The sequence below is a fragment of the Gemmatimonadaceae bacterium genome (assembly GCA_037721215.1).
GTDB lineage: Bacteria > Gemmatimonadota > Gemmatimonadetes > Gemmatimonadales > Gemmatimonadaceae > UBA4720.
The window spans coordinates 102,993-115,976 of the sequence record JBBJNV010000005.1; the positions used below are offsets into that span (position 1 = coordinate 102,993).

At 60.4% G+C, this 12,984-nt stretch carries 12 protein-coding genes; 1 reads left to right on the top strand and 11 read right to left on the bottom strand.

The features are described 5' to 3' along the window. Positions 1-6: 6 nt before the first annotated feature. The 11 genes from thiL to thrS all read right to left on the bottom strand — a co-directional run bounded on the left by thiL (position 7) and on the right by thrS (position 12,042). Positions 7-1,020, bottom strand: coding sequence for a thiamine-phosphate kinase (thiL, locus tag WKF55_03805; GenBank protein MEJ7758700.1), 1,014 nt, complete (start codon positions 1,018-1,020; stop codon positions 7-9). After that, positions 1,017-2,552 (bottom strand): NAD(P)H-hydrate dehydratase, encoded by a 1,536-nt coding sequence (locus WKF55_03810; protein MEJ7758701.1) that lies wholly within the window; start codon positions 2,550-2,552, stop codon positions 1,017-1,019. Before WKF55_03810 ends, thiL begins: the two co-directional genes overlap by 4 nt. A gap of 57 nt (positions 2,553-2,609) precedes the next feature. Next, complete coding sequence (locus tag WKF55_03815; protein ID MEJ7758702.1) at positions 2,610-2,996, bottom strand: Minf_1886 family protein; 387 nt, start codon at positions 2,994-2,996, stop codon at positions 2,610-2,612. After that, complete coding sequence (glyA, locus tag WKF55_03820; protein MEJ7758703.1) at positions 2,989-4,341, bottom strand: serine hydroxymethyltransferase; 1,353 nt, start codon at positions 4,339-4,341, stop codon at positions 2,989-2,991. Before glyA ends, WKF55_03815 begins: the two co-directional genes overlap by 8 nt. Continuing rightward, positions 4,274-4,804, bottom strand: coding sequence for an RpiB/LacA/LacB family sugar-phosphate isomerase (locus tag WKF55_03825; protein MEJ7758704.1), 531 nt, complete (start codon positions 4,802-4,804; stop codon positions 4,274-4,276). The genes glyA and WKF55_03825 overlap by 68 nt, the downstream gene beginning before the upstream one ends. Further along, positions 4,786-5,841, bottom strand: a complete 1,056-nt coding sequence (locus WKF55_03830; protein ID MEJ7758705.1) for a Glu/Leu/Phe/Val dehydrogenase — start codon at positions 5,839-5,841, stop codon at positions 4,786-4,788. Before WKF55_03830 ends, WKF55_03825 begins: the two co-directional genes overlap by 19 nt. Positions 5,842-5,894: 53 nt before the next feature. Continuing rightward, on the bottom strand, positions 5,895-7,058 hold the full coding sequence (locus WKF55_03835; protein ID MEJ7758706.1) for an acyl-CoA dehydrogenase family protein: 1,164 nt from the start codon (positions 7,056-7,058) through the stop codon (positions 5,895-5,897). Beyond that, a complete protein-coding gene (locus tag WKF55_03840) occupies positions 7,058-7,906 on the bottom strand; it encodes a 3-hydroxybutyryl-CoA dehydrogenase (GenBank protein ID MEJ7758707.1) in 849 nt (282 codons plus the stop codon). The genes WKF55_03835 and WKF55_03840 overlap by 1 nt, the downstream gene beginning before the upstream one ends. Before the next feature lies 1 nt (position 7,907). Continuing rightward, positions 7,908-8,768 carry a type II CAAX endopeptidase family protein gene (locus WKF55_03845; GenBank protein MEJ7758708.1) on the bottom strand — a complete coding sequence of 287 codons (861 nt, stop codon included), beginning with the start codon at positions 8,766-8,768 and terminating at the stop codon, positions 7,908-7,910. Positions 8,769-8,805: 37 nt separating this feature from the next. Beyond that, entirely contained in the window at positions 8,806-10,014 is a 1,209-nt protein-coding gene (locus tag WKF55_03850) for an acetyl-CoA C-acetyltransferase (GenBank protein ID MEJ7758709.1), read from the bottom strand. Positions 10,015-10,125: 111 nt separating this feature from the next. Then, positions 10,126-12,042, bottom strand: a complete 1,917-nt coding sequence (gene thrS, locus WKF55_03855; GenBank protein ID MEJ7758710.1) for a threonine--tRNA ligase — start codon at positions 12,040-12,042, stop codon at positions 10,126-10,128. 95 nt (positions 12,043-12,137) lie between these two features. Between thrS and WKF55_03860 the strand changes: the two genes are divergently transcribed. Continuing rightward, a complete protein-coding gene (locus tag WKF55_03860) occupies positions 12,138-12,959 on the top strand; it encodes a BON domain-containing protein (GenBank protein MEJ7758711.1) in 822 nt (273 codons plus the stop codon). The last annotated feature ends 25 nt before the right edge of the window (positions 12,960-12,984 follow it).

Consider the following 12,984-nt stretch of genomic DNA (forward strand, 5'->3'; position numbering starts at 1 on the left):
GGATTGTCACTGCGGCGGGTCTGCCTTGAAATGAAGGTAACCGGTCGGTGCCTCAACTTCTTCACCCTGAAAAAACACGCGAACCGCCGCAGCGCCCGCGCTGACAGTTCCAATCCACGTCAGCTCGATGCCGAACTCCCGCTCGAATCCGGCTAGATCGAGGTCATCGGGGACGGTCGCGAGAAGCTCGTACTCTTCTCCACTGCTCGCGGCATCAAATGGAAAAAGCCCGGCCATCGTTCGTATCCGTTCCAGATCGATCGAGATCTCAACGCGGCTCGCCGCAGCGATATGCCCAAGGTCGGAGGCCAGTCCGTCCGAGATATCTATCGCGGCAGTAGCACCTGCTGTGGACAACCAGGCTGCCTCCCTGATTCTCGGCTCGGGATGCGCAAATCTGCGCCGGGCATCTGGCAGCGGCTCGGTGCCGCGCTCAAAAGCACGTAATGCGGCGAGCGATCCGCCTACCGCACCTGTCATGTAAACCCGATCCCCAGCCCTTGCCCCGGAGCGGCACAGCGTTCTTGCGGCCGTGCCGAGCACTGTGAACGTCAGTGAAAGCTTGTCTCCCCGACTGAGATCACCCCCCAGGATAGGAGCATCACAGCGCGCACCGGCGTCACCGATCCCGTCTCCGATCTCGTCAAGTGCCGAGCTCCATGACTCCGGTATGGTCAGCGCTGCGAGCATTCCGATCGGCTTCGCGCCCATAGCCGCGATGTCACTCAGCGCAGCAGCGGCCGAGCGATACCCGATTTCGGCGGGTGTAATCCAGTTTCGCCTGAAATGGACGTCCTCGACACTTGTATCCATGCTCACGACAGTCATGCCGCCCATTGCGGTGAGTATTGCGGCATCGTCGCCAATGCAGCGTGCTCGCGGCCCCCACCGTTCGAGGAGCCGTCTGATCGCGTCAAATTCGCGACCTCCTCCTAGGGGCGTGTGCGGCAGAAAGGTCTGGTTTCGGAGAGTGTGCGCAAACAATGGAGCCACAGCTTCGTCACTATTGTCGGCTGTCATTTACGGGCGTCCAGCATTGCAAGAACTCCTGCGGGCAGTTCAGTCGCATTCTCGTTCCACGCCGCCGGCATCGCTTCCAGAACATCGTCGAGCGTTATGCCGCGCACGCCGTTGCAAAGTTCGGCGGCACGGCCATGGACGAATGCGGAGCATGCTGCGGCTTCGCCTGCATCGCTCATCTGACTGAGAAGTGTGGCACAAACCCCGGTAAGAATGTCGCCGCTTCCGCCGGTTGCGAGTGCGGCAGTTCCGGATGCGATTACATACCGCTCGCCGCCCGGTACGAATACAACCGTTGGCGTACCCTTGAGCAGAACCACCGCGCCTACCGAGCGGGCCAGCTCCATGCCGATATCGAACCGACGTGCAAGGACATCGTCGACGCTGGTGCCAAGCAACCGGCCAAGCTCCGCGGGATGAGGGGTCAGAATGGCAAGCCTGTTCCCGATCAGGGTCGCAAGCGACGCGGCATCATTCTCAAACACATTGAGCGCATCGGCGTCCAGCACCAACGGTCCATTGAAGGCCAGCATCACGCGCTCGACAAGTTCGCGGGTCGCATCCGACCGACCCAGGCCCGGGCCAATCGCGATGACGTCAGACGATTCCGCGACCCGCGCTGTATCAGAGGCAACCTCCGGCCACGCGGACACCAGCGCCTGAGGCACGCCTGCGTGGACCGGGCCGATGTTTTCGCGGTTGACAATGAGATGCAGCAGCCCGATTCCGGAACGCAGCGCACCGCGACCCGCGAGAAGCGCCGCACCCGCCATTCCCACGCCGCCGCCGATTACGGCCAGCCGTTTGCGCGTACCCTTGTGAGCGGTCCAGGGAATGACGGGGATGTGAGACTGTGCCCAGGCGGTGTCGATCAGCGTCGGCAAAGCAGCCATCGCCGGGCTCTCAGTCAACCCGATGTCGAGAGCCAGCACCTCGCCACAGAAATCGCGCGCCGTCAAATGGCCGCGTTTGAGAGTGCCGAACGCAAGCGTGAGATCAGCCCGGATCGCTCCGTCCGCGCTCCCGTTCGTCGCATTCACACCACTTGGCACGTCGAGCGCAACTACCCAAACCCCGGCTGCATGCGCCGAATTGATGGATTCTATGGTCGGAGAAATTTTTCCTTGTGGCGTCCCGGTAGAGCCCGTACCGAGCAGTGCATCGACGATCAGCCGCGACGATCCGATGTTGTCTTCAAGGACAATAGAGCCCGGTGAGTCGGTACAAGCTGCGAGTGCACGATCCCGCGCGCCGATCGCATCGGGCGACCGCGCGCTGACCGCCTCTGCCACTCGCACCCGATATCCCCGAGCTGCAAGCAAGCCGGCGACAATCCATCCATCGCCACCGTTGTTACCGGGGCCGGTCGCAACCGTAACCTGCGTCCACTGACCGAGAGGAAACCGGCTGACGATTGCCTCGGCCGCTGCCTGGCCGGCACGCTCCATAAGAGTTCTGGGGGCGATCCCGGTTGCCATGGTCGCCATCTCGCACTCCATCGATTCGGCGGCGGTCGCGATACGTACTGTCACGTGCCACTGCCTCGGTCTGCGCGCTGTGTCCGGTGCTGAGTTTGCCTCGTCAGGGCGTCACGCGGAAGGCGCTGCGTTCCACGGATACTCGCGTTCAAACGCATGCTCAAAATCGAACACTCCGGCAAATTCCTCGCGAGTATCGTTCGGCTGTTTCACCAGAAATCCGAGCTCGACCAGCGTGAACACGATTTCCCCAATGTCCATTGTGGCATTCACTCCCCACTTCTCGAGCACAATGCGCGACATGACGCCGTACCGCTCGAGCGCCAGGTCGCGGCAGGAGCCGGCCAGCTCTGCGGCGGAGATGTGGCGTCGCGCGTCCAGCCTGCCCTGAGTGTATTCGAGCGCCGACAATACGAAAAGGTAGGCTTGCTCGTCATACCGCGACTCTCGAAGTCGAATCCGGTCCATCACTCCATCGCGAAAAGCCAGCTCAGCCACCGATTTCAGCTCCCCGCGATGTGAATGCGCCGGAATACAAGGGGAAGCCTTCCATCAAAGCCCGCACTTCCGCACTCACCTGCAGCGAAAGCGCGTCATCGCCGGGAGCGCTGAGCACGCGATCGATCAACGCTGCGATCAACTTCATCTCGGGCTCCTTCATTCCCCGCGTGGTGACGGCGGGTGTCCCGATGCGAATACCACTGGTGACAAAAGGCGACTGGGTTTCCTTCGGCACCGTGTTCTTGTTGACGGTTATGCCGGCCGCATCCAGGGCTTTCTCGGCAATCTTTCCGGTGAGATCTCTGTTCCGCAGATCGACGAGCATGAGATGGTTGTCAGTGCCGCCCGAAACGATTTCAAAGCCGTTACCCGTGAGCGCCTCGGCGAGTGACTTCGCATTTGCGATGATCTGCCGGCAGTAGCCGGCAAACGATGGATCGAGCGCCTCCTTGAATGACACAGCTTTCGCGGCAATCACGTGCTCGAGCGGTCCGCCCTGTGTTCCCGGAAACATTGCTTTATCGATGGCCTTGGCGTGCTCCTGCCTGCAAAGAATCAGTCCACCTCTCGGCCCGCGCAGGGTCTTGTGCGTCGTCGTCGTTACCGCATCGGCATGCGGAAGAGGCGAAGGATGCAGTCCCGTCGCTACGAGACCAGCGATATGAGCCATGTCGACAACGAACTTCGCGCCAATTTCCTTTGCGACTTCGGCGAACGGCTCGAAGTCGATTATGCGCGCATATGCGCTCGCGCCGGCAATAATCATCTTCGGCCGTTCGCGGCGCGCAATCTCCTGCATTGCAGCATAATCGATGCGGCCGTCATCGCCCACGCCGTAATGAATGGCGTTGTACAGCAATCCCGAAAAGTTGACGGGTGAGCCGTGGGTAAGATGCCCGCCCTGCGAAAGGTCGAGGCCAAGCACTGTGTCGCCAGGTTTGAGAAACGCGAGATACACTGCTGCATTCGCCTGAGCTCCGGAGTGGGGCTGAACGTTGGCGTGTTCCGCGTCGAACAGCTGCCTGGCGCGGTTGATCGCAATCTGCTCGATCTGATCGACGACCTCGCAACCACCGTAATAACGCTTTCCCGGAAGCCCTTCGGCGTACTTGTTGGTCAGAGGAGTTCCCATCGCCTCGAGAACTGCCTCAGAGACAAAATTCTCGCTTGCGATGAGCTCGATGCCGTGACGCTGGCGCTCCACCTCCAGCCGGATGAGAGCTGCGATATCCGGATCGTAATCGGTGAGCGCCGTCATCTGAGAGCGCTCGTTCTCAACCTGTTGCATCACCATCTCCATCAGCACCGGTTTCAGTTCCAGCGCGGTCGATCTTGTCGACACGCCGGGCATGCCTCCCGCCCTCGAAGTCCGTTTCAAGCCAGCGTTTCATGATTTCGACACCGTCATCTTCCGATACGAACCTCGCGGGCACCACAAGTACATTCGAATCGTTGTGACGTCTGGAAAGCTCGGCTATCTCCGGCATCCATGAGAGTGCCGCGCGAACGCGTGGGTAGCGGTTGGCAACGATGTCAACCCCGATACCGCTGCCGCACAGCAGGATGCCGCGTTCAGCACTGCCGCTTGATACACTTTCCGCAAGCGGATGTGCAAAATCAGGATAATCGCTGGCGGTTTCGCTAGCCGTCCCCATGTCATTTACATGGTATCCCATACGTTCCATTTCGGCGACCATCCTCGCTTTCATACGGACCCCGGCATGGTCAGAAGCAATCTGAATCGACGTGGCGGGATCGTCATCGGTCAGACCCGCCCCTCCGCTTGTCATTTCGGAGCGGACCATTTCTTTGAAACCAGCCTCAGCCGGCGTTCAGCAAGACGATCAGCAGCCACGTACGACGGAATACCATCGGTACTCGCGATTTCGTAAACTTTCAGGACTGTGTCGTAAATATCGTCCGCCTTGCGGAGTGCGCGGTCGGAATCCCAGCCCGCGACTTCGCCAAACACATTGATGACGCCGCCAGCGTTGGCAACGTAATCTGGCGCGTAGTCGATGCCCCTTTCTTCGAGAACGTCTCCGTGTCGCGCCTCGAGGAGCTGATTGTTTGCGCCGCCAGCTACGATTTCGACTCTCAGCATCGGTATGGTCGTGTCATTGAGGATGCCGCCGAGGGCGCACGGCGCGAAGATGTCTGCAGTGGCATTATAGATGGCGTCGCCCAGGACCACCTCGGCGCCAGTGTCGCGGGCAACACGGGCTGTCCGCTCGGGGTCGATGTCGGAAACGATAAGCCTGGCGCCGGCCTCGTGGAGCTCGGCGGCGAGGTAGCTTCCCACATTCCCGCAACCCTGTATCGCCACGACCTTGCCCGTCAGGTCGTCGGACCCCCATTTGTGCTTCGCGGAGGCCTGGATCGCGCGGAAAACTCCGTGCGCCGTAACCGGCGAAGGGTCTCCCGATTTCGCTTTCAGGCCCGCCACATGCTGCGTCTCCATGTGAACGAAATCCATGTCCGCCGTTCCGGTGCCGACATCTTCAGCGGTGATATACCTGCCGCCGAGGCTCTCGACAAACCGGCCGTGGGCGCGGAAAATTGCCTCACGGTTTTCCGTACGGTTGTCGCCCAGGATTACGGATTTCCCTCCTCCCAGATCGAGCCCAGCGACGGCGTTCTTGTATGTCATCCCCCGTGAGAGACGGAGCGCACCGGTGATCGCCGCCTGGTCGGACTCATAATTCCAGAACCGGGTTCCGCCGAGAGCTGGTCCAAGCGCCGTGCTGTGAACGGCGATGATCCCGCGATACCCACACGAAGGGTCGCTCGCCATGACCACTTCTTCGTGGCCCATCTCGGACAGTGTATCAAAAATTTCCATATAAGCGTTCTGGGTATGAATCGGGTGGGCAGTGTATCCGGCCTGCGTCAAAATCAGTCGCTCGCATACAGCTCCCGGGCGATGACGATTCGCTGAATTTCCGAAGTGCCTTCGTAAATCTCGGTGACTTTCGCGTCTCTGAAAAGACGCTCGACCGGATAATCCTTTACGTAGCCGTATCCACCAAAGATCTGCACAGCCTGATTGGTGGCGAACATCGCTGTCTCACTGGCAAACAGCTTGGCCATAGAGCTTGCCTGCTTGACGTTCTCGCCGCGGTCTTTCGCGTGCGCCGCTGCGTGCAACAGTGTGCGGGATGCAGCGATACGTGTAGCCATGTCGGCAAGCTTGAACTGAATCGCCTGGAAGTCGCGGATCGGACTACCGAACTGGTTTCGTTCGCCGGCATAGGCGGTCGCCGCTTCCAGCGCGGCGCGGGCAATTCCAATCGATTGCGCCGCAATGCCGAGCCGCCCGTTTTCCAGTGACTGCATTGCATAGATGAAACCCATCGCCGGTTCCCCGAGGAGGTTCGCGACAGGGACTCTCATGTTGTCGAACGTAAGCTGAACTGTTGGCGATGAGCGCAATCCAAGCTTGTCTTCCTTTTTGCCGACACTGAATCCGGGAAGGTCGGGAGTGACAATGAAAGTGCCGATTCCCCGCGCACCCGCGCGATTCTCCGTGGTATCGGTCCGCGCCATTGTCAGGATCACGCCCGCGTGATTGCCGCTTGTAACCCAGCTCTTGGTTCCGTTGAGCACCCAGCAGTCCCCATCGAGCTTCGCCTGTGTAACGAGGGATGCGGCGTCAGAACCCGCCTCGGGCTCCGAAAGAGCGAAGGCGCCGAGGAGCTCACCCCGCGCCATCGGCCTGAGAAACCGATTTTTTTGCTCGTCGCTGCCGAACCTCAAAATCATTCCGGTCGGCAGCGAGTTGTGGACGCTCATCATCACTGCTGCCGACGCATCGACGGTTGCAATCTCCTCCAGCGCGACGAGGTAGGTGGCAGTATCGACACCCAGTCCGTCGTATTCCTCCGGGATCAACATGCCGAGAAATCCAAGGTCTCCCATCTTTTTGACGAGCGTGGGCTCGAAATGCGCATTCTCGTCCCATTCAGCTATGAATGGTGCGATCTCCTGCCGGGCGAAGTCGCGCGCGAGGCTTTGAATCTCGCGTTGCTCCTCGGTGAGATGAAGCAGATCGTTTGCCATCAGCCGTAGGTATAGAAGCCGCGACCGGACTTCCGCCCGAGCCATCCGGCGGCAACGTATTTTTTCAGGAGCGGGCACGGGCGGTACTTTGGATCTCCAAGTCCGTCGCGCAGCACTTCGAGAATTGCGACGCATGTGTCGAGGCCAATCAGGTCTGCCAATGCAAGGGGTCCCATGGGATGGTTCATCCCCAGCGTCATTACCTGATCGATTGCCTCCGGCTTGCCGACGCCTTCCATCAGGCAATAAACCGCCTCATTGATCATTGGCATGAGCACCCGGTTGGACACGAAGCCAGGATAGTCGTTCACCTCCACCGGCGTCTTGCCGAGCTGGCGGCTCAAGTCGATCACCCGATTCGTGGCATCGTCCGATGTGGCCAGACCACGGATGATCTCCACGAGCTTCATCACCGGCACGGGATTCATGAAGTGCATTCCGACTACGTTTTCCGGCCTGCTCGTACGACTGGCAATTTCGGTGATGGATATCGAACTGGTGTTCGTCGCGAGAATCGTATTCTCACTGGACAGTTTGTCGAGCTGGGTGAACAGTCCGAACTTGAGTTCCGCATTCTCCGTCGCGGCTTCGATGACGAGGGTCGAATCGCTGGCGGCGTCGAGCGACGGCGAGAGGCTTATCCGGCCCAGGATTCCAGCCGTCGCGTCGGCGGTGATAGCACCTTTCTTTACCTGCCTCTCGAGATTCTTCTCGATGTTGCTGCGTCCCCGGTCGAGTGCCTGCTGAGATACATCGATCATCGTCACCGGGAACCCGGACTGCGCAAAAACGTGCGCGATTCCGTTTCCCATCTGCCCAGCTCCGATCACCGCGATTCGTTCGGTCAAGCTATCGCTCCGTGCGGCGCATCAGCCGCCAATTCAGGTAAATCAGTGCAACGAACATCCCGAGCGCGGCGGCAATGCCACCCTCGGGACCCCACCCACCACCAGTCAGCCAGTCGGGGCCAGAATCGACTACCCGGTAATCAGGCGCTGACACAGGCAGCCCGCTGACCGGAGTATGCAACGCTGCGGCCATGAACCAGTTCCAGGCAAAATGGGCAAGAGTGGCGGCATACAGACTGCCTGTGGCAATGAAGATGGCGCCGAGGAACATGCCGGCAAGCATAACCAGCAGCACAGACTGACCATTGGCTCCCGGATTGGCAATGTGCAACAGCCCGAAAACTACGCTCGTCGAGATGAGCGTCCAGCGCCAGCCAATGGACTCCCGCAGCACCGCGAAGACGTAGCCCCTCAGCAACAGTTCTTCGCTGAAGGCAGCGGGCAGGAGTGTCGCGAACGTGACGCCGGCGGCGGCGAGCGAGCTCCCTGGTGCCGAAGGCACAGCGTCGAGCTGCCCGGTCAACAGAAGGATGGCCGACGGAATGCCAATGGTCAGCGCGCCCAACGCTGTCCCTTGAGCCAGGAGCGCCGGACGGGCCGCGCGGCGATGAAGCCCTACGAATTCCCACTGTCTTCCATCAACCGACTTCAGCACTATCAAATGCGCCAGCAGGAGGCCGAGAGGAGCACTCCACTGAGTGATCAGAAGCCGGTAGCCAAGCGCCGCGGCGCCTGAAACTACCATGCCCTCGACCGTAGCGGCAACGAGCATCCCCACAACCGCGGCGAGAACAAAGATCAGGATCCGCCAGGGCGCGCGTAACCGGCGCTCCGGCGTGAACAGGAGCGAGTCTGCTCTCAAGTGTCCCGCTGCCCGCGGACGCTTACGGGCTGACGCGTTACCCGGCTCGTTCGACGCTGAGTGCGACAGCGTTACCACCGCCGAGGCAGAGGGTCGCCAGACCGGTAGCGGCGCCCCGGTCTTTCATTGCGTACAGAAGCGTGGTGAGGACACGAGCCCCGCTGGCACCAATGGGATGCCCGAGGGCGATTGCGCCACCATTTACGTTGACACGGTCCCAGTCCCACTCAAGGCCGCTTCCATTGGCCAGCGCCTGGGACGCAAAGGCCTCGTTGGCTTCAATTAGATCGTAGTCGCCGATTTGCGTCTTCGATTTGGTCATCAGATTCTGCACGGCAAAGATCGGAGCGAAAAACAAGTCCTGCGGCTCGGTCCCCCCGGTTGCGTAACCAGTAATCCGACCGAGGATCTCGAGGCCGTTGGTGCGCGCGTAGTCCTCCGAAACGACGACGAGTGCGGATGCACCATCGTTGAGTGACGAAGCATTACCCGCAGTCACCGATAAGTCGGAAGCATCGCCCTTGCCGGGAAATGCCGCTTTGAGCTTCGCGAGACTTTCTGTCGTCGCGTCCTTGCGCGGGCTTTCGTCAGTATCCACTACGGTGTTGCCTTTACGTCCGGCGATGTCAACGGCAACTATCTCATCCCTGAACTTCCCGTTCTCGATGGCAGCAACCGCCTTGCGATGCGACTCGACGGCGAAGTCATCCTGCTGCTGACGATTCACACCGGCCTTGCGGGCCGTGTGCTCAGCATGCCCGCCCATATGAACGTCGCACGATGAGCACCAGAGCCCGTCCTTTATCATGCCATCAACCATTTTCTGATCGCCGAGCTTGACGCCGTTGCGCATGCCGTACACGTAATGCGGGGCGTTGGACATCGATTCCTGCCCGCCGGCGACGACAACCTGGTTATCCCCCGCCTTGATCGATTGTGCTGCGAGCATCACTGCCTTCAGACCGGAGCCGCAGACCTTGTTCACCGTCAGCGACGGAACGGCTGCGGGGATCCCGGCCTTGAGGGCAGCCTGGCGTGCCGGAGCCTGTCCCGCGCCGCCCTGCAGCACCTGGCCCATAATGACTTCCTCAACTGCATCGGGGGATACGTTCGCGCGCCGAAGCGCCTCCCTGATGGCGAGAGCACCAAGCTCGGGTGCCGACAACGACGAAAGTCCGCCGAGGAACTTTCCAATGGGTGTACGTACTGCGGAGACTATGACCGGACTGCGTGAGGTATCAGGCATTGAGTTTGGGCGCTGTCGTGAGTGGTGCCGCGATCTCGCTTCGATGGCGACACCTTCAAAGCTAATCTGATCGAAGCCGGCGCCGCTCGATGAGTGCGGGCCCGTTCAGCGTCAGGGCTTCAAAGCCCTGCCTGCAATCTGATCTTCCACCATCGCCGCGAAATCCGGCACCGTCATGATTTCCTGCTTCTTCCCCGCGCCTCTCACTCGCAGCGCCAGTGAATCGCTTTCCGCTTCCCTGCGCCCGACGATGGCCATGTACGGGATCTTCAGCGTTTCGGCGTCGCGGATCCTGTAGTTGAGCGTCTCTGAGCGGACGTCGAGGTGCACCCGCACGCCTCGGGTCTTGAGACGCTCCACGATTGACGCGGCGGCGTCCGCGGCGTCGTCGGAAACCGGAATGACCCTCACCTGTTCGGGTGCGAGCCACAGCGGAAAGGCGCCCGCATAGTGTTCGATAAGGCCACCGACAAATCGCTCCATCGACCCGACAAGCACGCGATGCAGCATGATCGGGCGGTGTGGCGAGTTGTCGGCACCAGTGTATTCGAGCTCGAATCTCTCGGGAAGATTGAAGTCGAGCTGCACCGTCGGGCCTTGCCACTTCCGCCCGATGGCATCGATCAGCTTGAAGTCCAGTTTCGGCCCGTAGAACGCGCCTCCGCCCTCGTCGACTTCGTAATCCTTGCCGCGCTTTTTCAAAACCCCGGCAAGCGTGTCCTGCGCGCGCTCCCAGAACTCAGGGCTGCCGAGGGCCTTTTCGGGGCGGGTTGCAAGCTCAATGGTGTAGGGATAACCAAACGCCTGCAACATCTCATCGACCAGATCGAGCAGCCGCTCGATCTCGGATGGCACCTGCTCCTGGGTACAAAACACGTGTGCATCGTCCTGCGTGAAGCCGCGTACCCGCAGCATTCCGTGCAGAACTCCGCTTCGTTCATACCGGTAGACAGTTCCAAACTCCGCGTACCGTATCGGAAGGTCTCGATAGGAGCGGGGGCGCGATTGGAAAATGCAGATGTGGCCGGGGCAGTTCATGGGCTTGGGACGGTATGCCGACCCCTCGATGTCCATCGCGCTGAACATGCCGTCCTTGAAATTCTCGAGATGCCCTGAGATCTCGAAAAGTTTCTCGTTCACAATATGCGGTGTGTAGACGAGATCGTATCCGTGACGCAGAATGAGATCGCGCTCGTAGGCTTCTATCTCGTTGCGGATGATTGCGCCACGCGGGTGCCAGAGGATGAGCCCGGGGCCAACGCGCTGATCAGTCGAATACAAGTCAAGCTGTTGTCCGAGCGTTCGGTGGTCGCGCCGTTTGGCTTCTTCCAGCCGGTGGAGGTACGCCTCCAGATCCTCCTTGTTGAACCACGCGGTCGCGTAAATTCGCTGTAGCATCTGCCGCTTCTCGTCGCCGCGCCAGTACGCGCCAGCGGTGTGCAGCAGCTTGAAATGCTTCAGATACGAAGTGTCGGGTACATGAGGGCCGCGACAGAGATCGATGAAGGGTCCGTCGGTATATGTCGAGATAACTTCGTCTTCCGGGAACTCCGACAATCGCTCGAGCTTGAGCGGATCGTCGGCGAACCTGTCCCTCGCGCGCTCCTGGCCCACCTCTTCGCGGACAAATGGAAACTTTTCGGCGATGACCTTCCGCATCTCGGCCTCGAACCTGTCGAGGTCTTCCGGAGTGAACGGTTGCGCGACTTCGAAGTCATAGTAAAAGCCATCTTCGATCGACGGGCCAAAGCCAATCCTGGCGTCGGGGCGCAGACGTCGAACGGCTGTCGCGAGAATATGCGCACCCGAATGCCTGAGTACGTCGAGTGCCCGCTGGTCCCTCGACGTCAGAACCTTGAAGCCACCTCCCCTTCTTATGGGCGTGACGAGATCCTGTACCTCGCCATCGATTTCGACCGCGAGGGCATCACGCAACAGCCGCTGGCCAATCGAGCCTACCACATCGCGCGGCAAAGTTCCCTCCTCTACCTGGCGCGTCGCGCCGTCGGGGAGGGTGAGTGTCAGCATTGCAGACATCGAAAGTTCTGTATCCTGGGTGGCCTTTATCTTGCTCCCCGTTAAGCTATCCTTCGAGAATACCATTAGCCACAGGGTTTGCTGACATGTCTCCCTTTCGATATCGCGACGAAGAATCTTCTGCCACAGGCGCACTTTACGTAGCACTCGGCGCGCTTGCCGGTTTTGCGGCAGGTGTAGTCGTTGCGCAACAGTACGGCGGTTTGTCGGGTTTAACATCCAGACTCAAGGATCGGCTGGGCGGAATTACCGGCGATGCTGCAATGGGTGATTCCGAGCCGTCTCTTGATGCTCATGCGTTCGACGATGGCTACGACGACGAGGCAGACGATGAACCCCTCGAGCCAACGGAAGAGCTGGAAGAGCGCGTGCTCGAGGCGTTCCGCAACGATCCGGTTCTCAGCGAGCGTGCAGTGGATATTGGCGCGATCGACGACGGAATCGTTGAACTGACGGGATGGGTGAATTCGGAAAGTGAAGCAGATCACGCGGTTGTCGTCACACGCGGAACGCCGGGCGTGGAGACGGTCGTCAACCGGCTCGCCATTCGGTCGGAGGAAGAACTGCTTCAGGAAACCGCTGATCGTTACGAGAACGGCGATGCCGCCCTAACCGAAGGCCACTGGGAAGGACAGAACATCGGGACCGGCCGCAGCCGGCAGGGATCGTCGGCCGACATCGACCGGCATGATGATCCTCGCGTCGAGCTCGAGGAATCTGTACTCGACCAGGTATTTCTCGATACCGATGATGAAGGCGAAACGAAAGCGGAACGACGTGCGCGAACGAAGCAGTCGCCAAAACGCGGGCGCTCAGACGGATCGCCACTGGCACCGGGCGGGGTTCCCAAGAGCGACCACGTTGCCAACCCGCTCGACGCGCCAACCGACGTGGTTCCCGACGAGTAGCGGCGCCAGCAGTTGTCGCTGACAG